Source organism: Mesorhizobium sp. M2A.F.Ca.ET.042.01.1.1, assembly GCF_003997405.1.
GTDB lineage: Bacteria > Pseudomonadota > Alphaproteobacteria > Rhizobiales > Rhizobiaceae > Mesorhizobium.
The window spans coordinates 1-22,432 of the sequence record NZ_RZRX01000043.1; the positions used below are offsets into that span (position 1 = coordinate 1).

The 22,432-nt window shown below is 59.6% G+C and carries 22 protein-coding genes, 1 tRNA gene and 1 pseudogene; 14 read left to right on the forward strand and 10 right to left on the reverse strand.

The genetic code is table 11. The features are described from left to right. From EOA23_RS09200 to EOA23_RS09215, 4 genes are all read left to right on the forward strand, one after another. Positions 1–643, forward strand: a 643-nt coding sequence (locus EOA23_RS09200) for a sensor histidine kinase (protein WP_145966412.1), incomplete at its 5' end; no start/stop codon positions are given. Between the two features lie 626 nt (positions 644–1,269). Next, on the forward strand, positions 1,270–1,689 hold the full coding sequence (locus EOA23_RS09205) for a hypothetical protein (protein ID WP_127303697.1): 420 nt from the start codon (positions 1,270–1,272) through the stop codon (positions 1,687–1,689). A gap of 1,059 nt (positions 1,690–2,748) precedes the next feature. Then, positions 2,749–3,147, forward strand: coding sequence for a response regulator (locus EOA23_RS09210; RefSeq protein WP_189341558.1), 399 nt, complete (start codon positions 2,749–2,751; stop codon positions 3,145–3,147). 114 nt (positions 3,148–3,261) lie between these two features. Further along, the gene (locus EOA23_RS09215) at positions 3,262–5,445 is read left to right on the forward strand and encodes an ATP-binding protein (RefSeq protein WP_127303699.1); all 2,184 of its coding nucleotides are present in this window, start codon (positions 3,262–3,264) and stop codon (positions 5,443–5,445) included. Positions 5,446–5,594: 149 nt separating this feature from the next. Here the strand turns inward: EOA23_RS09215 and EOA23_RS09220 are convergent, their stop codons facing one another. Further along, positions 5,595–7,322 carry a PAS domain S-box protein gene (locus tag EOA23_RS09220; RefSeq protein ID WP_245474095.1) on the reverse strand — a complete coding sequence of 576 codons (1,728 nt, stop codon included), beginning with the start codon at positions 7,320–7,322 and terminating at the stop codon, positions 5,595–5,597. Positions 7,323–7,587: 265 nt separating this feature from the next. Between EOA23_RS09220 and EOA23_RS09225 the strand changes: the two genes are divergently transcribed. Further along, positions 7,588–7,806, forward strand: a complete 219-nt coding sequence (locus EOA23_RS09225; protein WP_127303700.1) for a hypothetical protein — start codon at positions 7,588–7,590, stop codon at positions 7,804–7,806. Positions 7,807–7,928: 122 nt separating this feature from the next. On the opposite strand, the pseudogene EOA23_RS09230 reads toward EOA23_RS09225, so the two are convergent. Further along, positions 7,929–8,324 (reverse strand): annotated as a pseudogene (locus tag EOA23_RS09230) (IS3 family transposase); the annotation flags it as partial. 78 nt (positions 8,325–8,402) lie between these two features. Between EOA23_RS09230 and EOA23_RS09235 the strand changes: the two are divergent. Next, a complete protein-coding gene (locus EOA23_RS09235; protein ID WP_127303701.1) occupies positions 8,403–8,588 on the forward strand; it encodes a hypothetical protein in 186 nt (61 codons plus the stop codon). Positions 8,589–8,850: 262 nt separating this feature from the next. Here the strand turns inward: EOA23_RS09235 and EOA23_RS09240 are convergent, their stop codons facing one another. From EOA23_RS09240 to EOA23_RS09250, 3 genes are all read right to left on the reverse strand, one after another. After that, positions 8,851–9,348, reverse strand: coding sequence for a hypothetical protein (locus tag EOA23_RS09240; RefSeq protein WP_127303702.1), 498 nt, complete (start codon positions 9,346–9,348; stop codon positions 8,851–8,853). A gap of 344 nt (positions 9,349–9,692) precedes the next feature. Next, positions 9,693–9,926, reverse strand: a complete 234-nt coding sequence (locus EOA23_RS09245; RefSeq protein WP_127303703.1) for a conjugal transfer protein TraD — start codon at positions 9,924–9,926, stop codon at positions 9,693–9,695. A gap of 1 nt (position 9,927) precedes the next feature. After that, the gene (locus EOA23_RS09250) at positions 9,928–10,254 is read right to left on the reverse strand and encodes a conjugal transfer protein TraD (RefSeq protein ID WP_127303704.1); all 327 of its coding nucleotides are present in this window, start codon (positions 10,252–10,254) and stop codon (positions 9,928–9,930) included. Positions 10,255–10,427: 173 nt separating this feature from the next. Between EOA23_RS09250 and traA the strand changes: the two genes are divergently transcribed. Both traA and EOA23_RS09260 read left to right on the forward strand, forming a co-directional pair. Continuing rightward, positions 10,428–13,469 carry a Ti-type conjugative transfer relaxase TraA gene (gene traA, locus EOA23_RS09255; RefSeq protein ID WP_127303705.1) on the forward strand — a complete coding sequence of 1,014 codons (3,042 nt, stop codon included), beginning with the start codon at positions 10,428–10,430 and terminating at the stop codon, positions 13,467–13,469. A gap of 129 nt (positions 13,470–13,598) precedes the next feature. Beyond that, positions 13,599–13,814: an AlpA family phage regulatory protein gene (locus EOA23_RS09260; protein ID WP_127303706.1), complete on the forward strand. Its 216-nt coding sequence runs from the start codon at positions 13,599–13,601 to the stop codon at positions 13,812–13,814. A gap of 198 nt (positions 13,815–14,012) precedes the next feature. On the opposite strand, the gene EOA23_RS09265 is transcribed toward EOA23_RS09260, so the two are convergent. Both EOA23_RS09265 and EOA23_RS09270 read right to left on the reverse strand, forming a co-directional pair. Next, positions 14,013–14,477, reverse strand: coding sequence for a very short patch repair endonuclease (locus EOA23_RS09265; protein ID WP_127303707.1), 465 nt, complete (start codon positions 14,475–14,477; stop codon positions 14,013–14,015). 4 nt (positions 14,478–14,481) lie between these two features. Then, entirely contained in the window at positions 14,482–15,831 is a 1,350-nt protein-coding gene (locus EOA23_RS09270) for a hypothetical protein (protein ID WP_127303708.1), read from the reverse strand. 246 nt (positions 15,832–16,077) lie between these two features. Between EOA23_RS09270 and EOA23_RS09275 the strand changes: the two genes are divergently transcribed. The 3 genes from EOA23_RS09275 to EOA23_RS09285 all read left to right on the forward strand — a co-directional run bounded on the left by EOA23_RS09275 (position 16,078) and on the right by EOA23_RS09285 (position 17,990). Continuing rightward, a complete protein-coding gene (locus EOA23_RS09275) occupies positions 16,078–16,698 on the forward strand; it encodes an ATP-binding protein (RefSeq protein WP_189341559.1) in 621 nt (206 codons plus the stop codon). Then, entirely contained in the window at positions 16,682–17,458 is a 777-nt protein-coding gene (locus EOA23_RS09280; protein WP_245474096.1) for a DNA cytosine methyltransferase, read from the forward strand. The genes EOA23_RS09275 and EOA23_RS09280 overlap by 17 nt, the downstream gene beginning before the upstream one ends. 73 nt (positions 17,459–17,531) lie before the next feature. Further along, entirely contained in the window at positions 17,532–17,990 is a 459-nt protein-coding gene (locus tag EOA23_RS09285; RefSeq protein WP_127303711.1) for a helix-turn-helix domain-containing protein, read from the forward strand. A gap of 289 nt (positions 17,991–18,279) precedes the next feature. Here EOA23_RS09285 and EOA23_RS09290 read toward each other — a convergent pair whose 3' ends face one another. After that, positions 18,280–18,513: a helix-turn-helix transcriptional regulator gene (locus EOA23_RS09290; RefSeq protein ID WP_210212478.1), complete on the reverse strand. Its 234-nt coding sequence runs from the start codon at positions 18,511–18,513 to the stop codon at positions 18,280–18,282. Between the two features lie 136 nt (positions 18,514–18,649). On the opposite strand from EOA23_RS09290, the gene EOA23_RS09295 reads away from it, so the two are divergent. The 3 genes from EOA23_RS09295 to EOA23_RS09305 all read left to right on the forward strand — a co-directional run bounded on the left by EOA23_RS09295 (position 18,650) and on the right by EOA23_RS09305 (position 21,212). After that, positions 18,650–19,240: a hypothetical protein gene (locus EOA23_RS09295; RefSeq protein ID WP_245474098.1), complete on the forward strand. Its 591-nt coding sequence runs from the start codon at positions 18,650–18,652 to the stop codon at positions 19,238–19,240. A gap of 92 nt (positions 19,241–19,332) precedes the next feature. Continuing rightward, positions 19,333–19,563: a hypothetical protein gene (locus EOA23_RS09300; protein ID WP_127303712.1), complete on the forward strand. Its 231-nt coding sequence runs from the start codon at positions 19,333–19,335 to the stop codon at positions 19,561–19,563. A gap of 59 nt (positions 19,564–19,622) precedes the next feature. After that, positions 19,623–21,212, forward strand: a complete 1,590-nt coding sequence (locus tag EOA23_RS09305; protein ID WP_189341561.1) for a recombinase family protein — start codon at positions 19,623–19,625, stop codon at positions 21,210–21,212. On the opposite strand, the gene EOA23_RS09310 is transcribed toward EOA23_RS09305, so the two are convergent. Both EOA23_RS09310 and EOA23_RS09315 read right to left on the reverse strand, forming a co-directional pair. Further along, a tRNA-Gln gene (locus EOA23_RS09310) sits at positions 21,180–21,253 on the reverse strand. The two genes, EOA23_RS09305 and EOA23_RS09310, sit on opposite strands and share 33 nt — an antisense overlap. A gap of 145 nt (positions 21,254–21,398) precedes the next feature. Then, positions 21,399–22,331 (reverse strand): YbhN family protein, encoded by a 933-nt coding sequence (locus EOA23_RS09315; RefSeq protein WP_127303713.1) that lies wholly within the window; start codon positions 22,329–22,331, stop codon positions 21,399–21,401. Positions 22,332–22,432 lie beyond the last annotated feature (101 nt).

Genomic DNA, 22,432 nt, shown 5'->3' on the forward strand with positions numbered 1-22,432 from the left:
GCCGGACGTGGACCGAAGCAACCTGGAAGCCACCACCGCCCTAGTTCAAGCGCAACAACGCGAGGTGCTGTTGCGGGAGATGCAGCACCGCGTCAAGAACAACTTTCAGCTCATCCTGGCCTCGATAGCCATCCAGAAGCGGCGCTTGGAAAGCCCGGAGGCGCACCGTGCCCTGGAACACGTGGCTAACCGAGTTAATGCCATTTCGCTTGCGCACGATCAGCTGGCACCCAGTCAGGACCTCCGAACGGTGGACGTCGCCGGTTACCTGCGTGCGCTCTGCGCGTCGCTGCAGACGCAAGTGGAAATTGCCACCATCGAGCTGGCGGCCGACGAGCTCGAGCTCTCGATCGAACGCGCGGTGCCGCTCGGTCTCATCTTGAATGAAGCTGCGATGAATTCAGTCAAGCATGCCTTCGGGGCCGAGGGCGGGCGTATCGTTGTCAAGCTTGAGTCCGGGATCGGCTACGGCGAGGCACGCCTGACCGTAGCTGACAACGGTCGCGGCATTCAGAACCCCCGACCCGGCGGGTCGGGACAGAAATTAATCCAGGCGCTCGCCCGTCAGATGGGCGGCAATGTCCAGCAAGAGAGCTCTGCCGCCGGCACGACAATAACCCTGATTTTCCCCGTCATCGCATAGCGCTCGCATCCTGTTGCGTGCATCGTCGCCGCATGCACTCGCCCGCGTCGAGCAGCCAATGCAGGCCGTTTTCATACATGCCGAAAGGCAGCGTCTGGGCGGTGGATTGCCTAATTGCGGTTGGGCAGCAACCGTCATGGGGACAAGGCTCGCTCTGGAACGTCGAAAGAAACGTATTGGGACCGGGACCACCCGCACGGCGCGGCATTCATAGCAACATGTGATTTTCAGCAGATCCCAATGAGGGCACGGCTGATCCGGGCTGAACCGTTTGGCCAGCGCGGCGACGTCGAGCACCGCCTTGCGCACCGCGGAACATTCCAGATAAACGAACGTTCATGACGGTGTGTTTTGACGTGTGTCCGTTTGAATTTGGGTTAGGCTGGAGGGGCTTCACTCGGGTTTAGGCGATGGACTTAGAGCTAGCGAACTCCCAGAAGCAGTGCTTAGAGTCGCTCCGGCTAATCGAAAAGGCAGAGCGCTCCGTTAAGCACACGACCAAAACCCTGAAGGCGGGATTCAGCGCGATTATTTGCTCAGCAACGTTGCTGCAAAAGCCAGTGCGGAGTCCGCTGGTTCTGCGCCCGGGCCTGAAGGAGGAATAAAAAGCCGGCTTGCAAACTTGGATGCCGCTACTGCCACTTTGTCCCAAAATGGCAGAGCTGCGACGAGAAGCGCTGAAGACCCTCCATGACATCGCCATCGACGAAATGGCCTCCAGCGATTTGGATAAAACCATGACGGTTTCCGTGCATCACGAGGCTCGGAAAGCGGATATTCTGCCACCACTAGCGTCTCTCAGTCCTTTCCGGTTCGCAGGATCCCTACTAGCCGGGAACATCATTGGCAGCGCAAAGTTGGTGATCATGGAGCGCTCGCCGCACATGCGAATAGCCAACCTGCTCGACGATTTACGGGAACAGGAGGAGCGGCAGGCCGAGCTGTTGCGCAAAACACAGGAAGTGATCGCGATCAGCGCTCGCTTGGTCAGCGAGTCTCGGGCCCTGCTTTCAAGGTCGCAACCTGCTAAGTCATCGCTTATGTAATATCCGAGGCATGATGCGCGACTAAAAGATTGGACCGCAGGACGAATCATCGACAAGTATAGTGGTTAGCAGCTAGTGGAGCGTGCTCTTCGGGGGCTTAGCTTTCAGCCCCCTCAATCTGATTTCGTTCTGAAGCTCTAGCGCAAGCCGGACGATTGGATCGGAAATCGAGAACACGTTGTCGGTCGGACCCTGTGACAGCTGCTTCAGCGTTGCAGATCCTCGGAGACAGATTTCCACAACAATTGTGATAGATGTTTTCGCTGGAGCGGGTGTACTTGTTCCAATAGGTCCAGGAACTTCAAAGCGCTCCCAGTCGGAAGATTTTTGGAACGCAGTCGAACTATTCGTTCGTGCTGACGAACGATATGCCCTTCGCCATCCAGAACGTGGCGTCGCGCCATGCTGATGTGCTCGTGGAGAAGCATCGCCAATGACGCAAAAAGGGTGAATGTGGTTCCTGGTCCAGAGGTCGATCGAGGCGAGGGCGGCTTGGGGCTCCGGCGAGCTCAAACGCCGGCTGGTGCTCTAAAGCCGGACCTCTCGCTGCGGCGTCGTCATCATCAAGCATCGTTTCGTTGCCCATGTGCTCCCTTTCAATCTGAGGTAGCCACTTTAAGCGCCACTCCGTCTTGATATAGCGGAGCAGCGCCAAGGGCGGTCTCTCACCCCGTGATCCGAAGGAGGTTCAATGCGGGCCCCTTCGCTCGTTGACAACAGCGTTTAGCGTCAGTTCCCATCATGAGAGACCGAGCCCTTTAACGCGGCGATTGGTTGAAAGCCTACCGCTGTTTTGTCGGCCTCGGTCTTAAGAGCGCTTGTCAAACTATAAAAGCATGATGTTCGAAAGTTGGTTTGAATAAATGAAATAGATTGTAACAAAACTGTGATAATCGCTCGGCTTTAGGAAGATGATGAGCTTGGAATTGTGCAACGCGTGCTTTTGTCGGCAACCAATCCCCTTCTGAGGGCGTTTTGTTGTCCTGCCATGTAGCTTTCAGCCGATGCTGTAGGGTGGGATGGATGATGGGATCCACATACGATTATTCAGGAGGCCCCATGAGTGAGTTTCAGTCGGGCATGGAGTCTGGTCGACGGGTGCTCGTTGTGGATGATGAGCCGCTGATCCGCATGCTCGTCATCGATACACTGGAGGAGCTTGGTCTCGCGGCTGTCGAAGCCGGCAACGCTACCGAGGCCATGACCATGCTGGATTCCGATCATTCGATCGATCTGCTCGTGACCGATCTGAATTTGCCGGGGGGCATGGACGGCCGTCACCTGGTTGACCTTGCCCGACGAACCAGAAGGGATTTAAAGGTACTGTTCATCACAGGCTATGCCGCCGCGGCTGATGATGTTGCCGACGACCAGACACATCTGTTAGCCAAGCCGTTCATGACGGAGACTCTTGCAGCCCATATTGGCCAGCTTCTGGGCTTAACTGCGCCAGAATAGCCTTGTCCTGCCGACTGGCTGGAAGCAGGGCGCGAAGTGCTTTGACTTTCAATCGGAACCTACGGCCGGTCTATCCGGTTCACCACCCTCCAGTCCTCTTCTTCCGGGTATGTCATGCACGATAAGCTTCGAAACGCCTCCGCGGAAGTCCGGCAGATTCTCGACAGCGCAGTGGACACCGGCATCATCATCCTGAATGAGGATGGGGTGATTACAGCATGGAGCGAAGGGGCGCGGCGGATTCTGGGCTGGACCGAGTCAGAGATGCTCGGCCAGACATTGGCCCGAATTTTTCCTCCTGAGAGCGAGGCGCTGCTAGCCCAAGAGTTGTCCGACGCCCGCCTTCACGGTCGCGGCGGCAGCGAGGGGTGGCGCCAAAGGCAGGATGGAACTCGTTTTTGGGCGGTTGGCGAAACCACCCCTTTGATCGAGGGCGATGCCAGTCTATTCGGTTTCGTCAAAATTTTGCGGGATCGCAGCGAACAGCGCAACACTGAGCTGCGCCTTCAGGAACAGACCAGGGCGCTCGAGATACTCAACCGCGCCGGCGCCTCGCTTGCACGAGAAAACAATCTAGAAAAACTGGTCCAGATTGTGACCGACGCCGGCGTCGAGCTGACTGGGGCCCAATTCGGTGCGTTTTTCTACAACGTCACCAACGCTGCCGGGGAGAGCTACATGCTTTACAGCCTCTCCGGTGTTCCCCGCGAAGCTTTCTCCAAATTCCCAATGCCGCGCAACACCGCGGTTTTTGCGCCGACGTTCGAGGGTAGAGGGATAGTGAGATCCGACGACATCACGAAGGACCCTCGCTACGGGCAGAACAAACCACGGAAGGGCATGCCCGAAGGGCATCTCCCCGTCAGAAGCTATCTGGCCGTGCCCGTCGTCTCACGCTCGGGGGAGGTGATCGGGGGCTTGTTTTTTGGTCATTCCGAGTTAGGCGTCTTTGGTGAGAGATCGGAACAGGCTCTTGCGGGGCTCGCCGGCGAGGCGGCGATCGCCATAGACAATGCAAGGCTGTTTGAAGCGGCTGACCGGGAGCTGAAGGAGCGTCGACGCGCGGAAGATGCACTGAGGAAGCTGAATGCCGATCTTGAGACGCTGGTTGCCCAGAAAACGCAGGAGCTGCAACAGAATGCGGAGGCCTTGCGGCAGGCCCAGAAAATGGAGGCCATCGGCCAGCTCACAGGCGGAGTGGCGCATGATTTCAACAATTTGCTGCAGGTGATCGTTGGAAACCTCGATACGCTCAACCGCAATCTGCCGCAGGAGATGGGGCGGCTGCGGCGCGCGACCGCTCAAGCGATGACCGGCGCCCAGCGCGCAGCGGCGTTGACGCAACGCCTCTTGGCTTTCGCCCGCCGTCAACCGTTGGATCCCAAGCCGGTCGACACCAACGCCCTGATCCGCGGCATGTCCGAAATGCTGCACCGAACCTTGGGAGAAATCTATGAGATCGAGATCGTGCTCGCGGGCGGCCTCTGGAAAACGGAAGCCGACCCTAACGAGCTTGAAAGCGCCTTGCTCAATCTGGCGATAAATGCCCGTGACGCGATGCCCAACGGCGGCAAACTCACGATTGAAACCTTCAACGCTCATCTCGATGAGGCCTATGCGGCGCTTCACGCCGAGGTCCTAGCAGGCCAGTATACCGCCATCAGCGTCTCCGATACGGGCTCCGGCATGGACGGTGAAACCCTTACACGTGCCTTCGAGCCGTTCTTCACCACGAAGGCGCAGGGGCGGGGGACCGGCCTTGGCTTGAGCCAAGTCTATGGCTTCGTCAAACAGTCCAAGGGCCACGTCAAACTGTACTCCGAAGTCGGGGAGGGCACGACCGTCAAGATATACCTCCCACGGCTCCTTTCCGAGGCGTCGATTGAGGATGCCCCGGAGGTCCTGCCCGTCCCCGAAGCTGCCACCGGCGAGACGATCCTGGTGGTGGAGGACGACTTCGATGTGCGCGCTTACACGGTGGAATCGTTGAAGGAGCTCGGCTACGTCGTTCTGGAAGCTCGGGACGGACCCTCCGCGCTGGCGTTCCTGGAGGACAATGTCCGCATAGACATGATCTTCACCGACGTGGTCCTGCCCAGCGGTATGACCGGCGCCGACATTGTCAAAAGGGCTGCCGAACTCCGGCCCGGCCTCAAGGCGCTGTTCACCACGGGCTATTCGCGCAACGCCATCGTCCACCACGGACGGCTCGACAAGGGCGTCCAACTCCTTTCCAAACCCTTCTCGTTTGAAGAACTCGCGGCGAAGGTCCGCGATGTCCTCGATAAAGCCGGTTAAGGATGCATCGACTCCGGTAGCGGATGTCCTTTCTCCCGGTGATGCCGGCGCGTGAGATCAGGAACTCCGGTTGAGCGCGAAGGCTGTAGCGCGGCCGTTCTTGAAGCGCCCCGCAACTGGCTAGGAGGGGATCAATCGCGGCCGGGAATCTATGCGGCGCCGCGTTGTGTTGCTGCCACAAAGGCCATCGGTGCCCGCAGCGACCAGACCACCCGTTCGGGATCATACGTGACGCCTCCGGACCCGTTCAGGGCCTCCGGCGCGACCCGGTTCAGCACGACAGTGCCAAATCCGTTGTGGGCGATTGTCTTGACCTCCGGCCCATCCTTTTCGGTCCACTCCAGCTGGAAGATGCGGACGCCCTCTTGATGGCTGACCTCCCATGTCAGGGTAATCGAACCCCTGTGGCCCGATAGGACCCCGTATTTCGCTGAATTGGTACAGAGTTCATGGAAAGCGATCCCAAGATACTGAACCGCGTTAGGAGTAAGGACCAGGGGAGGTCCGTGCAGTTTGATCGCGTCCTCCCGTCCAAATGGCTTGGCCTGTTCCCGGACAAGGTCTGTCACGGTGGCGCCTTTCCAATCGGCCGACACCAGCAGATCGTGGGATCTCGAAAGCGCCATGATGCGCTCGCGAACCCGCTTCTCGAAAACGTCCGGGTTTTCCGAGCGCCTGTTGGTTTCCCGGATCATCGAGAGGATCACCGCGTACTGGTTCTTCACGCGGTGGTTCACTTCGCGCATGAGCATGCGGATGCGGTGCTCGCTTTCCTTCGTGGCTGTGATGTCGCGCGCGATCTTGGAGGCTCCGACAATACGGCCGGTGCCGTCACGCACTGGCGAAATGGTGAGTGAGACCGGAATGTCGGTGCCGTCCTTGCGGCGTCGGACGGTTTCAAAGCTCTCGACACGCTCACCGCGGCGGATACGCTCGATGATCATCGGCTCCTCATCCACGTGTTCCGGTGGGAACAACATGGTGATGTGCTGGCCAACCGCTTCCTCGGAGGTGTAGCCGAAAAGCCGCTCGGCACCCTTGTTCCACGTCCTAATGGACCCACTGAGAGTTTTGCTTATGATCGCGTCGAATGAGGACTCAACAACGGCTGAGAGGTGCTGGGCAGCATCCTCGCCCCGCTTGCGGTCGGTCAGGTCCAGCAGCATGTTCACAGCGCCTGTCAGCTCGCCGCGCTCATTACGCAAGGGAGTGGGAAATGGCATGAACGGAAAGAACGACCCGTCGGGGCGCTGACCGACAGCCTCGACGTCACGAACCGGCCGGTTTTCCTTGAGCGCAATCGCCATCGGACATTGGTCGTGCGGCAATTCTTCCCCTTCCGGGGTAAACAGCCGAAACGTCACGCACCACTCGTCTTGCCCGATCTTTGGCTCGCGCCCCGCCAGCGCAGCAGCCGCCTGGTTGTAGTAGGTGATCGTTCCCTTGGCATCGGTCGTGTAGACCGCCACGGGGAGAGCATCGAGGACTTGGTGGAACCGGGACTGCTGTTCATCGAACGCTTGTTCCGCAGACTTCAGTGGTGTCACATCGACTGTGAAGCAGCGGGTGTGGACCAGTTGGCCATGCTTGAAGTGCCCAGTGGAGCTGACTTCCACATGTTTCAGTGAGCCGTCCCGAGCTTTCAGCTGCGCAGGATAACGGTGGACCCGCTCGCCCCGTGCGAGTCTGTCCATGATGTCCTGGATGACAGTCTTGTCGTCGTAGAAGGCGGCGATCTCCTGCCCGATGTACTCGGCAGGTTCATAGCCCAACAGACGCAATTCGGCAGAGTTCGCATGGACGATGCGGCCGTCCGCGTCCACGATGTGTAGGCCAACGGCGGCATTCTCAAAGAAATCTTCGTAGTCGACGGACACAAGGTCGTCCGCCAGCCCCGAAGACCTCATCTCCACCATTGATGTCCTGTCTTATGCGATAAGCTGCGGAGGAACTCCGGACTGCGGATATGGTTCCCCAGATGCGTGAAGTCTCCATCTATCAGGACTCGGCGACCAAGGATTGGCCTCTGCCGGTCTGAACCCGTGCTCACTAGCATTCAGCTCCAGCTTTCTGTTCAGGGCCTCTGCAACCTCGGGCCCCACGCGGCGTTATGACAAACCTCCAGCTGCGACAAAGGACAGGATGAGCAAGGATATTGAGAACTGGGTCGACGCCTACGACGTAGTGACCTTCGCCCGCAAATATGGGCTGACCCTACAACAAGCCAAAATCATAATAAGCTCCAACGGTCCTTCCCGTCATGGCTGCGATGTGGGCGCGATCGCTTTCCTCCGAGCCATGCGAATGAGATCAACCCAGGCAACGCGCAGCCGGGAGAAACTCGCCGACACCGCTCAGTGAGCTATGCCAGACCAGACCGGGGAATAGCTGGAAAAGACCTTCAGCCGGCTAGCCGGCAATGTGGCCCGAGCCTGCGGGCTGCCATGGGCCTTTGGCCTGCTGCCGGTTTTTCGGACACCAGGTTAAGCCAGCATAGCTTGCTCCTCGAACTTGACGGGGCTCAGATAGCCCAATGTCGAATGCCGTCGCCGCGGGTTGTTGAAGCGCTCGATGTAATCGAACACGTCGGCCCTGGCGTCATCTCTCGTCCTGTAGACCTTGCGGGCTGTGCGCTCGGTTTTCAGCGACGAGAAGAAGCTCTCCATCGCGGCATTGTCCCACACGTTGCCCGACCTGCTCATCGAACATGTGATGCCGTTATCGGCCATCAGGCGCTGGAACTGCTCGCTCGTATATTGCGACCCTTGGTCGGAATGATGCAGCAGGCTGTCCGGTTTGCCTCGGCGCCAGATCGCCATGATGAGGGCGTCGGTAACGAGTTGCGCCGTCCTCTCGGCCTTCATCGCCCAGCCGATGATCGACGGCGGCGAAGCGTGGCGCCCCTTCACGAGCGTCTATTTCAGGTGCAAGGTGGCGGGACGCAACATGGGTGCCCAATGCCCTACACCGTGATTTGGTACGATCGAAAAGGCATCATCGACAAGGTGATCTTTGATGCCGAAAAGACGGCCAAGGATCACGCGATAGCCATGTTCCAGACGCGGAAGGGAGATGACGGGGTAATCTGCGTTGAGGTTCGCAAGGACAGCGGCAGCGTGGTCTTCAGCCATGCAGAGAACTAGGGCCCGGGTAGGACGGCGGAAACGCGCTAGCGGCCCCTTTAGAGTTGCTGGAACGCCGCTTCCTCCAAAACGTTGGCATCAACGGAAACGATCGGTGTCCAGGTTACCCGAAATTCTAACCGTGCGGCCAAGATCCGGGCCGAAAAGGCGAAGGCCGAGATTGCACTCGCGCGGGTGTCAAGGAAATCGCAGAGCTCCTTCAGGAGTCGCGAATCCAAAGTGACCAGGGCACGGGCGCGTAAGACCGGGGGCGGGAGCGGCTCTAGCGCCACCGTCGACGATCTCGAAGCGCCGCGATCAATCCTACTATCAACCCAAAAACCAGCCCCAGCGGCCCCGTGATCAATAGGCCGAGAAGCGGACCCTGGTTCGCATCTGGGCTAAAGATGAGCGGGCCAACGAAACCGACAACAAAGCCGACCAATCCGAGAAGGACGCCCCAGCGGAATATAGTCGCAGTCATGCAGCATTCTTCCGCGGCCTCACGCAGGCGCAACCGCAGTGCGAGCAGGACCATCGGATCAACTTCATAGATCATCCTCATCATCGGCGAGATATGCTTTAACGCTCCGAAGTCGCGGTACATCCCGCCGCCGGGGTCCTTCTTCTCGTGCCGGGTAATCGACCAATAGCCAGTTTCTTCCAAATCGTTCCTCGCTCGGACTGGATCCGGGTCGGCAGGAAACTGCGTTCTGAGAAGGCGGTTGACCGCGTCCACCCCGCCGGCATGATAGGCCTGTAGGCATGTATCGTGAAGCACCGTCTATCCCCCAAGACTTGCAGAGGCAGGATCGCGCAACTGAGGCGAGTACGCAAGCCGGCTGACCTCGAGCAGGTGTAGGACAGTGGCCAGACGAACGTGCGCTGGCGCCCCTAGACCGCAGACGCTCGACGAGCTTGACCCCTTTTAGGCCAATAGGGATAACGACGACCTCGCCCTCATCATAGTAGCCTTCGACCTGGCGCACGATTAGAACGGCCTCAGCCGGAGCGGGATGTTCGATTCCAAAAGGGATCCTTAATTGTTCGGATCATGGCGGAAAACCTGCGTTTAGTTGAGGTCTCGCGTCGCCCGCACACGGTCGACACCGGCGACGGAGCTCGTCACTGATTTTTTCTTAGTTCCGCGATGAACGCCTCCCGACCTCTCGTCGACCAGATTTTTCGTAGCTGTTCGCCGCGATCGCTCGTGAGCTTGTCGGCCATTGAGAGCAGAGCGCCATAGATGACTGCGCGATCGTCATTGGTGAGCTCGACGACGCCTGCCTTGATGACCAGGCCGCCGAGTTCGATCAGTTGCCGGGTGCGCTTGCGGCGCTCGACCTGCCAGATGCGCATGTCATTGAGAGCCCGTGCCACTTGCCACCGATTGCGGGCTGCCTTGTTGCGGTGGAGCGCTACGCTGGTTGCGCTGAGTTGCCGGAGCAGTTCGCCGTGACCTGCTCTCGAAAAACGTCACCCCACGCTTGGCCCATGCCTCGCGCTTTGCGGTATCTTTCGTTTCAGCAACGGCGACCAGCGCGCCGGCCAGTTCGTCGGTGCTGAGTTGATCGGCGCCGGTGGCGATCACCAGTTCCCCAAGCTGCTGCAACTTCCGGGTTTTGAGCTCCCGCGCCTTGTCTTCCAGCGCCTTCAGTTCCGCGTCGAAGTCTCGTGGTTTGCGCATGGGCCGTCTCCATCGATTGTCGATGCGAGGATGATAGAGGAGCAGTTGCCGAAAGGCTTCAGGGTTGCCGAGACAGCCCGGGACGGGCTGGTCCATCCCGAGATTTTTTCGAGGGAGGGCGCGCTTATACGTCGTGCCGACGTGCGCTTTGACATGCAAATGAATGGATCGCGATGGCGATCTATCATCTTCACGTCAAGGTCATTGGCCGCAAGGCTGGGAGCAGCGCTGTGGCGTCTGCCGCATATCGCTCGGCTTCTCGGCTGCGCGACGAGCGCATTGATCGAAGCCACGACTTCTCGGCCAAGCGCGGCGTCGTCCATTCCGAGGTCTTGCTGCCGAAGAATGCACCGGAAGCCTGGAGCGACCGCGAACGGCTTTGGAACGACGTCGAGGCCGTCGAGCTGCGCAAGGACGCGCAGCTTGCCCGCGAGGTGGAGTTCGCCCTGCCGCGCGAACTGAGCCAGGCGCAAGGCATCGAGCTGGCGCGCGACTTCGTGCAGGCCGAGTTCGTCAGCCGAGGCATGGTGGCCGACCTCAATGTGCATTGGGACAGGGCGGAGGACGGCAGTCCAAAGCCGCATGCCCATGTCATGCTCACCATGCGCTCCGTCGATGAGAACGGTTTTTGCGCGAAGGTCCGCGACTGGAACGCTACTCAGATGGTCGAGCGCTGGCGCGAACGATGGGCGGAGCTTGCCAATGAGCGCCTTGCCGAACTCGACATCGACGCCCGCATCGATCATCGCAGCCTGGAAGCGCAGGGCATTGCCTTGGAGCCGCAGACCCAGATTGGTGCTCCGGCGCAACGTATTGAGGGCAGCGGCCTCGACACCGCCGGCATTGAAGCCGATCGCGCCGAGCTGCATCGCGAAATCGCACGCAACAATGGCGCGCGGATCATCGCCGACCCTAACTTGGCGCTGGACGCGATCACGCATCAGCAATCGACCTTCACACGCACCGACATTGCAAAATTTGCGCATCGCCACAGCAATGGGCTCGAGCAGTTTAACGAAGTGACGGGCGCGATCGCCAGAGCGCCCGATCTAGTCGAACTCGGCAAAGACGGCCGCGGCGAAGACCGCTTCACCACCCGGCAGATGATCGAGACCGAACAGCGCCTGCATCGCGCGGCGGAACGCATGGCTGGGGAGGAGCGCCATGCGGTGAGTGACTGGGCTCGTGCGACGGCTTTGGCTGATGCCAAGCATCGAAGTCTAGTTCTCTCAGGTGAGCAGACCGATGCGCTGGAGCACATCACCGACGGCCGCGGTCTTGGTGTCGTTGTCGGTTTTGCCGGCACCGGCAAGAGCGCCATGCTGGGTGTCGCGCGCCAGGCTTGGGCGGCGGCGGGTTACGAGGTCCGAGGTGCGGCACTGTCCGGCATCGCGGCCGAGAATCTCGAAAGCGGATCAGGGATCTCGTCTCGCACCATCGCGAGTATGGAACACAGCTGGGGACAGGGACGCGATCTGCTCACCGCGCGTGATGTCCTGGTGATCGACGAGGCCGGCATGGTCGGCACGCGCCAGTTGGAGCGCGTGCTTTCCAATGCGGCGGACGCTGGCGCGAAGGTGGTGCTGGTCGGCGATCCGCAGCAGTTGCAGGCAATCGAGGCGGGTGCTGCGTTCCGCTCCATCCACGAACGCCACGGTGGCGTCGAGATCGGTCAGGTGCGCCGGCAGCGCGAGGACTGGCAGCGTGACGCAACGCGCGATCTGGCAACCGGCAGGATAGGCGTCGCGATCGGTGCCTATGACGCGAAAGGCATGGTGCACCAGGCTGCGACGCGCGACGAGGCGCGCAGCGATCTTGTAGAGCGTTGGGATCGCGACAGGAAGGCAGAGCCTGCAGCAAGCCGGATCATTCTCACCCACACAAACGATGAAGTGCGCGCGCTCAACAAGGCGGCCCGTGAGCGTATGCGTGCCGCTGGAGATCTCGGCGACGAGGTTCACCTGGATCTGGAGCGCGGTGCAAGGACCTTCGCACGCGGCGACCGGATCATGTTCCTGCGCAACGAGCGGTCGCTCGGCGTCAAGAACGGCACGCTCGGCGTGATCGAAGAGGTCAGCATCCAGAGCATGGCAGTGCGCACTGACGACGGCAGGTCTGTGCGCTTTGACCTGAAGGACTATGCTCACATCGACCACGGCTATGCCGCGACCATTCACAAGGCTCAGGGCATGACCGTCGACCGCACCCATGTGCTCGCCACGCCAGGCATGGACGCGCATGGCAGCTACGTTGCCCTATCGCGGCATCGCGACAGGATGGACCTGCATTACGGCAGCGACGACTTCGCAACCCGCGAACGGCTCGTCCGGACGCTGTCGCGCGACCGCGCCAAGGACATGGCGTCGGATTACGACCAGATTGACCCGGCGCAGCATTATGCCGAGGGTCGAGGGATCAGCTTCCGACAGCGTGTGGTCGAGATCGTGCGCAGTGTCGTTCCGGAGAAGCTCCGCGACAGGATCGGTGAGTTGCTGGATGGGTTGCGCTCGCCCGCAGGCGCCGAGCCAGCCCGGGACCGTGGGCATCAGCCGGGAAGGGAAGAGGGTCGAGCGCAAAACGGCGATGCCACGCCTGGAAGAGAAGCTGCCGCCAGAGGAGCGCAGCACGATACGGATGCGCAGGTGGATCCGGAAGCGGCATTGCGCAGCGCGCGCACGAAGGCGCTCGTGCGTCACGCGCGTGCGCTAGAGGCCGTTATCCGCATTGGAAATTCGGTCGGGCAGGGGAGTCCTGAGCAGATGCGCGAATTGAGAGATGCACGTACCGCTTTCGATAAGGTCCGGCCGCATGGCTGGCGCGATGCCGAAGCGGCCTATGTCAAGAATCCCGAGCTGGTTCGTGAAGCGGCGACCGGTCGCGTCAACCGCATCGTGCTTGCTCTCCAACTTGAAACGGAAATCCGCGTCGGACTGGACGCCGACCCAGGTCGCCGGGCCGATCGTTTCGTGGAACGCTGGCAGAAGCTCCATCGGACAAGTCAGGACCAATACCAGGCCGGCGACATGTCCGGCTATAAGTCGACGCGCTCGGCGATGTCCGACATGGCCAAGGGCCTCGAGCGCGATCCGCAGCTGGAATCGCTACTCGCCAATCATAAGAAGGCGCTTGGCATCCAGGTGGAATCCGGTCGGCGTCTGGGTGTGGAACTCGCGTTCAACCACGGCATCGGCAGAGGGCCTGGCATTGGACTCTGAGCCCTCCGATTTGCCGCCGTTTCCACGCTCCAGGTCGATGAGATGACAAATTGAATTGCGCGCGGACCGTGGGCTGCTCTTTCTGGTTCCAGCAGGTGCCAAATGCTCCCAGCGAAAGGCAAAGCAGCCATGCCTGAACCGGATCGTATCATTCGCCTGAAGACCGTTCTCGCGCGGACCGGCTTGTCCCGCTCAACGATGTACCGCAAAATCGCCGAAGGCACGTTCCCGGCTCAAATCAAGATTACCGTAAACGGGGCGGGATGGCGCGAATCCGAAATCAATCGGTGGGTCGCTGATCCCGTCTCCTGGCACACCAGAATGGGGCGAAAAAGCAGTGACTAATGCCCAGCAGGGCCGATGACTGGAAAGGGGCCGCAAAGAGACCGCTAGGTATTGAGTAGAGCTCCTGTCAACCCGCATCCGACCTTGGCCGATCACAACTCAGCTATCGTCGCCTGAAACCTGTCATTGTATTCGCCGACGGACAGACGTGGCCCAGCTGGTGGACGGCTTTCGTTAGGGCGTGACGGCAAAGTGCCTTTACCTCGGCAGCGTTCGGCTCTTTCTGAAGTCGGGGCCGCGCGATCCGCAAACCGCCACGCCGTCCGAAATAAAGCGAGAGATATTTTGCTGCAATGCCGGAAGGTCTTGAGTCTCGCACTCCCAAATTGTGAGCACCGACCAGCCTAACTCCCGAAGCGCAATTACCTGCGCCGCATCTCGTGTGACGTTCGCAGAAAACTTCGCGTTCCAGTAGTCAGCTCGCGTCCTTGGGACTGTCGTGCGGCTACAGCCGTAGTGGCGGTGCCAGAAACAGCCGTGGACGAAGATAACCTTTCTTTTCCGCGGAAATACCAAATCGGGCGACCCAGGCAACGATCTTACATGCAGGCGATATCGGTAGCCGAGCGAGTGCGCGACGCTTCGCACGATCAATTCCGGCTTGGTGTTTGCCGACCGGACGTTAGCCATCAGACGCCGTCTCGAATCCGGAACGTCGTCCATCCGTCTAGTCGGCAAGGTTTTCTCCTGGTGACGCGAACCTTGGCTGATGTTCGAAAAGCTCGAAATAGGCGACTGCGAAGCGGGACACGTCACCTCCGGCAAGAGCGGTCTGCACGTCGATCGAAAGGGCCGACCATTTCGGAAGCGGAGTGCGGACAATGAAGCGCTTGTAGAACCGAAACCAACTGCCCTTAAGGCGCGGTGCCTCCGCCTCGGCTGTCAACCGGAGCAAACCGCCGTTGAGTACCCTCTGCAGCGCTTCAATCGGCCATTCTGTCGACCAAATGGCGTAGACCGAGTGTGCGGGAACCCCGCCGCTTCGGTCGACCGTGGTAAAGACGTTTCGGCACATTTCCGCCAACAGAAGCTTCGGCCGCTCGTCCCACTGCGGCCCAATCGCGTCGATGGTTCGCCACCATCGCTTCTCTCCAGTGACGTGGCTGCGGCACCTAAGCTTATTCTTGTGATTGCCCACCCATCGCGAGAAACCCGGCCAGTCCTTCAGTTCGATAGCTTGCCCGCTCCGGTCGTACGGCACCGCGACCTTCGCGTCGCATTTCTCAATCGCCGTACCGTCAAGCATTTCACGAGGAACGAACGGGCGGACGAGTTCCGGCTCGATCGAGGCTGCATCGGCATCCGACACAAGGAAGGTGTCTCCGCATCCCAATGCGGGGCCCACTTTTACGGTGCATCCTGCCTCGTCGAGCCCACCATGCCGTGCCAACAGCCGGGCATGGATTATACGAGCGGTATCGCGGCGACTTTGCTTTCCTTCGAGTTCGATAGCCTTCCGATCAATGCGAACTATCGCGGATGACACTCCAACTGGGCGGACGAACGGCATGACCGGCTGATCGTCCACCACCGCGAGGTTCCAGCCATTTTCCTTGAGGTCGGTGATGAACGCCGCGCCGTACTGTGCATACATCCACCGATCGCTAACAAGTGCAGCTATCCGTCCTTTGTCGCCCGCCCACGCGAGCATTCGATCGATAAACGCGACGGCTATGTCTCCGCGCGTCGAGACTGCTCGAACATGGGCGCGATATTCTTCCGCCAACAATGGTGGAAGCTTGCTCCACCGCAGATAGGGAGGATTCGCGGCGACGTGCGTAGCGCCTTCAGGCGATTGCAGGAGGAAATCCGCCTGCCGAATCCAGGCGTCCGCAAGCGAGCCGCTGGTATCCCAACGAACGCCTTCGCGCATCAAAACGAGACGGATTGCCTTTCGTGCCTCCGCCGCAACGGGCGCGTGAAATTCGAACGCCTTGATTCGCGGTAAGAGACCTCTTTTGGCCAGGGGATGGCCGTGTCGCCGGAGGCTTGCGATCAAACGCTCAAGAGCCTCCACGAGGATCGCTCCCTCGCCTACACATGGCTCAAGGAAGACAGAGGTAGATAGGTCCTGTTCTGCGGTCCATCCCACGACGTCCAGCAAGCGCGCAGCCGTTTCTGACGCCGTATAAATGGCGCAACGGTCGTGCATAGCTTGGATCGCCTCGGCTCGCTTCATGCAAGACCAGTAGCATCTTGGAGACGATTTGCTATAACCGGTTTTCGTAAGCCCTCGGATTAATGGGGCCATATCGAGGGCGTATTGGCAAAATTCTCAGTAGATACCAAGCTCTTTAGGGAACTGGGTGAACTGCTCGTTGGCCGTGACAGCACGGCCATGGTCGAGCTCGTGAAGAATGCTTACGACGCCGACGCCCGCCGGGTTCGGGTTCACGGAGAGCGCCTCAACCACGCCGACGGCACGATCATCGTCGAGGACGACGGCACCGGAATGACCGTCGAGGCTTTCGAAAAGGGCTTCTTAACAATTGCTGGACGGACGAAAACTGAAGGCGACAATCGTTCTCAACTTTTCTTGCGCAGGTTCACCGGCGAAAAGGGCATCGGCCGGCTGGCCGCCCACAAGCTGGCCTCGGATCTGAATGTCACCTCTCATCGGTGGGACGGGTCGCCTTTCGATCCGGACCAGGGCTTGAAATCCAAAGAAGGAGTTTCGGCGCATATCGATTGGGACGCGATCGAAGCGCTTGAGACCCTCGACGACATCGACGGCACAGATGCGGTCGAGTTGAAGCCGACAGTAGGAGGACATTCGGCATCTGTTCGATTTGCTGGGTCTCGAAGGACGTCCGACGCTCGCGATCGAGAATGTCTACTTCATGCTTCACCTCGGTCGCGGTGCCGCAATGAAATCACTCGTTAACGCCCTTGAGGCGCTTGGCTATTCCTGGGCCTATCGCGTCGTCAACACGACGTCCTTCGGATTGCCACATCGCCGCCGCCGCGTGTTTCTCGTAGCGAGCACAACGTTGGATCCTCGAGAAGTGCTGTTCGCCGACGAATGCGGCGGGGCGGCTAAGCCGGTGGCGAATATGGACCGCCCGATTGGTTTTTACTGGACGGAGGGCCGGCGAGGAATGGGCCTGGCGGTGGACGGAATACCGCCGCTCAAAATTGCGTCCGGGCTTGGCATTCCCTCGACCCCAGCGGTATTGTTTCCCGACGGAGAGGTGCTAACGCCTAGCGTTGAAGCGTGCGAAGCGTTGCAAGGCTTCCCGCGCGGCTGGACAGATTTAAATTTTGGCGCGAAGCGATCGCCACGATGGTCGATGGTCGGAAATGCAGTGTCAGTTCCTGCAGCACGTTGGTTGGCACAACGCCTCGATGCGCCTGGCGAGATGCTCGCCCTTCGCACTCGACCTCTATCCACAGAGTCTGCTTGGCCCGACGCTGCGTACGGCAATTCGAACGGTCACTTTGTGGTAGAAGCAAGCGAACGGCCGTCCAACGTTATGGCGCCTTCGATAGAAACGTTTCGAGACAGCAGTTGGAAACCCCTCTCGGCCCGCGCACTGCGCGGATATCTCGGTCGCGCTCGCGAGGGCGGGCTTCGGTTTCCAGATGGCTTTCTGGCCGCCCTAGACAAAGCGCTCGTCCGGCAAGAGCGCAAAACACCGGACTGATTTGCGTCATTTTGACACTTTTATATTGAGTTTTGCCACCTAATTGCATAGCGTCAGCATAGAGGTTATCGAAATGGATGGACCCGAAGCATCGCGGTTGCGCAAACATTGCGGCATGTCGCAGGCTGAGTTCGGAGCTGCGATCGGAGTTTCTCGCGAGACGGTTGGTCGAATCGAACGAAGCAATGAACATCTGGATCGCCGAACAGAATTGGCGATGCGGTACGTCGCTGAAGGCCGGCTCGCGCTCATCCCCGAGTTGCCCGAAATTCACAATGCCGTGGCGATCCTGCTCGATCGGACGGCAGTTCGCGGCAGCCCGCCCTACGACTATCGTGACAAGCTACTGGCCGCAGCATCCAATTGGCGTGCGAAACAAGGTAACACAGGAGCGGAGCCGTTACTCGCGCAGGCGCAAGGTTTGCTTGGTATGCTGAACGTGACGCCGCCTGGCGACGAGATGCGAGACCGGACCTTTGAGCAACTACGACGGCTGAAGCTCGATTGGCAGGCGGTTAAGCCGCTCGATTAATCGTATCTATTGCGTGCTCAGGATGTTCTTCCGCCGCAGCAGCACCAAGGTCCCGCCGATTTGGGACTAGGGTTGACGCCCTCGCGATGTCAGTGGAAGCGAAATGGCAGGAAACAACCCGGGCCAGGGAAGACAGCCAACCACGAGCTAGAGCTAGCGGGCTCCGGGCGCAATGTATCGGACGTCCAGTTTGGGGCGTTGTCTGACTATGCAGTTGCCCGTGCAGGAGCGTCCTACGTCAGTATGAAGCTCCCTGATTGCATTCTCTACTATGAAGCTGCTGAAATTGTCAGCTGGTGGAACGGGGCGATAAACGCACTCCCGGCCCGCCACCATTCTCTGCAATAAACTCAATTCCTGCAGCTTCGAATGTTGCTCTAAGCTGAACTATTGTGGACTGTTTCAAGGTCTCGCCTCGCTCGAATCTTACAACGGTTTGAGTTGAGACGCCGGCCTCTTTAGCAAGCTCTAAAACACCCCATCCCAATGCAGCTCGCGCCATGCGGCACTGCACCGGGTTCATAAAATCACCATAATATAGTGATTTTGGTTGATCATATGCTGCACTTCGTGTAGTCTCGATTTCAATTAGGCGGCCGGATTGGTGATGCAACACCGATCCGGCCTGGCCACGTGCAAGCTGTTGTGGAGCTCGGATCATGGCTGATTCCGACAATAGCACGACTTTGTCTTCCGTCACGCACGGGGGAGGCGGCGAGCGGGCTGCTAGGGAATCTGCTCGTTTCGACGAAGCAGAGCCGGCACTTGGGTTGCTACGAGACTGGGTGCGGGCACATCATGTCTCGAGGGTTCTCTGCCGGCTCCAGCAACGCCTTGAAACGCGCGTTCTCGGCGCCGCCTGTCCGGCATCAAAGGATGCGCGGGTTGGTTACTCGATCGCCTACCAGGCGGAAGTCGAGGCCGCGACAGCAGCTTTAAAAATTCAGGATACACTTCCGAATACGCCGGCACATTCACTTCTCGGCGTTGTCGCGAAGCTCGAAATTGTCGTCGGCGCAGATCGCGAGATCGACGACCCGACAGATTTTCCCTGGCCACATATTGAATCGATCCTGCGTGATCTGAAGGAAATCGCCGGGAGCGTGCCGCTTGAGCGGCCTGACAGGTCCATCGTTCAGTCGGATTGTCGCCGATATCAAGCCATGGCCGCCGATCTGATCGGTCCCGGAAGCCGTGCCGCTGATCTCCCGCTTGATCAGGAAGCAGACGTTGGCGTTCATACAGAGTAGAAAGGGATACGTAGGCGCACACAACGGCCATTCGGCGCCAAAGCGATTTCAGCCATCCTTGTCCCGATGCAGATATGCTCGGGACATACCCTGTGAAGGGGGCACGGCGCACCACAAAACGCGGCGTCAGGCGCGATGTGGCGGCGGATCTTTTTTCGCGCCGGCGCGTCGTTGACGAGGCGTTCCTGGAACGAACGGCTCGCTTGTTTGAGGCTCGCATGGGGCGGTCCCTATCAACGGAGGATGCAAGGCAAATCGTCGACAATATCGGCGGCTTCTTCCGCATCCTTGCCGAGTGGGACCGGATTGACCGGGGCAAATAGCCGGTCGCCGGCTTTGTCCTTCCGTAACCCGATGACCAGCGAGGCAAGGAGGCACCGAGATGAATCAGCGAATTATGAGGGTCGCCAGGCCCACAGGACTTGTGAAGGCGCTCCTTTACGCGCGTGTCTCCTCCAAGGAACAGGAGAAGGAAGGCTTCTCCATTCCCGCGCAATGCAAGCTGCTGCGCGACTACGCGCTGCAACAGCGATTCGACATCGTGCAGGAGTTTATCGACGTCGAGACGGCCAAGACTAGCGGCCGGACCAACTTCACCGAAATGGTCAAATACCTGCGAAAGCATCCCGGCATTCGAAGCGTCCTGGTCGAGAAGACCGATCGGCTGTATCGCAACCTGAAGGATTGGGTGACTCTCGATGAACTGGATGTAGAAATCCACCTTGCGAAAGAAGGTGTGACGCTGTCGCGAGACTCGCGCTCATCTGAAAAGTTCATGCACGGGATCAAGGTCTTGATGGCCAAGAACTACATTGACAACCTGTCGGAAGAAGCTCGCAAGGGCCAGATGGAGAAGGCAGAGCAGGGCATCTGGCCGACTAAGGCTCCGCTGGGCTATATCAACACCACGGGAAAGGATGGCAGAAAGGTTATCGAGCCGCATCCTGAACTGGCTCCAGTCGTCACACAGTTGTTCGAGCGCTACGCAACCGGCCAGTATTCGCTCAAGGCTTTGGCGAAGGCGGCCCATGGCGATGGGCTAATCTATCCCAAGAGCAGCAATCCGGTTCCAGTCAGCACTGTGCATATGATCCTCCGCAATCGTCTTTACACGGGGCTGTTCCAGTGGAACGGCAAATTGCACCAGGGCAAGCACGAGCCTCTCGTATCGATCGAATTATGGGAGCGAGTTCAGGGCATCCTGACGGGCCGCCATGCGATGCCGACCCATCCGACAGGTAACGAATTCGCCTTTACCGGCCTAATGACCTGCGCCGAGTGCGGCTGCGCTGTCGTGGCGGAGATTAAGAAGGGCAAATACGTCTACTATCACTGCACGGGGCACACCAACAAAGGCCGGGGCGGGTACGGTGATTGCCGCGGCAAATACGTCCGCGAGGAAGTGCTCGATCAGGCATTCGCCAACCTGCTCGACCGGTTGCATTTCGACGAAGAGATACTGGAATGGGTCAAGGCAGCCCTCATGGCCAGCCATGCCGACGAGCGCCGCGAGCATGAACAGGCGATCCATCGATGCCAGGTTGAGTACAAGCGGCTCGAGGATCGGCTGCACGCCATGTATCTCGACAAGCTAGATGGCCGCATCGACAACGCCTTCTACGACCGGATGTCGGCACAGTGGCGAACCGAACAGACGCGGCTGCTTCGCGAGATAGAGCGCCATGGTAGCGCCGAAGAGTCATACATGGAGGATGGCATCCGGCTGTTGGAACTGGCCCGCAACGCCAGCCGACTGTTTGTGAAACAGCCTGCGAACGAGAAAAAGCGGCTCTTGAATCTCGTGCTGTCGAACTGCCAATGGGACCAAGGCGAGGTTCACGCCGTCTTCAGGCAACCGTTTGATCTACTTGCGGAAACGGTCGCATCTGAAGCCGCAACAAGCGCATCGCAGACAGCTTTGTCGAGAGGAAGTCCAGTTTGGCTGGGGAACCTGGATTCGAACCAGGACTAACGGAGTCAGAGTCCGTGGGTCTACCGTTAACCTATTCCCCAGCAGGCGCGTCTGGTGTCGCGCTAGCCAAGCGGCTCATGTGCCGCGAGCGCTGCCTTGTAGCCGCCATCGGAAAATAGTCAAGCCCGCAACTGAGATCAACCGCAGCCTTTTTGCGGATGCTCCCCGCGGAAGCGGGCAAAGGGCTCAACTGCCGCCTTTGCTGTACTGCGAATGCTCGAAATAGAGCACCATGCAAAGGCCGATCAGCAGCGGAATGATGAGATAGAACAGGCGGAACACCAGAAGTGCTGCAAGCACGCCCACAGGGTCCATGTCCGACAGCCCGGTGAGGAAGACGACCTCGAACACCCCAAGCGCGCCCGGCGCATGCGACAGGAGCCCGATCGAGAACGACACCATGAACACGCCGAGCACAACGAAATAGCCGGGATTGCCGGTCTCCGGCAGGGCGAAATAGATGATCGCGGCGGCGGCCAGCAGCTCGACAGGCCCGACCAGCAACTGTCTCGCCACGATCGGCAGCGCCGGGTAGTGCAACTGGAAGGAGCCGATCTTCAGCGGTCTCAGCCGAAGCCAACTGCCGAAGGCATAGGCTCCGACGAGGATGAGCATGGCAAGCCCGGCGGCGAAGGCGGCGCCATGGTGCGGCGCGCCGGTGAAGCGATCGATGATCTGCGGCTCGAACAGCAGAACGAGGCCGCCGAGGAAGACGCTGGAGAGAATAAAGGTGAACCAGCAGATCGCCACCAGCACGCCGATCTCCTGGCCGGTCAGCCCCCTCGTGCCATAGGCGCGGTAGCGGATCACCGCGCCGGAAAACACTGAGCCACCGATATTGTGCGACACCGCGTAGGTGGTGAAGGAGCACAGCGTTACAAACAGCCACGATACTTTCTTGCCGATATGCAAGAGCGCAATGTGGTCGTAACCGGCGAGCGAGGCATAGGCGACGACGGAGCTCAGCGCCGCCAGCACCCAGCCGCGCGGCGGGATGGCGGCGATGCCGGCCCAGACATCGTCGAGCGATACGCCGCGCAATTCGTGAATGAGCAGCCACAGCGAGAACGCAACGGCCGCGATGCCTATGACCGGCCAGAAATAGCGCCTCCAATTCATGGCGTCGTCATCTTGCGTTGCTGCTCATTGTTTGATGGTGCCCAGCCTCTTCGAACCCGCATTTGAGACATGCCTGATTGAAGCCGGCTATTCAACCGGCA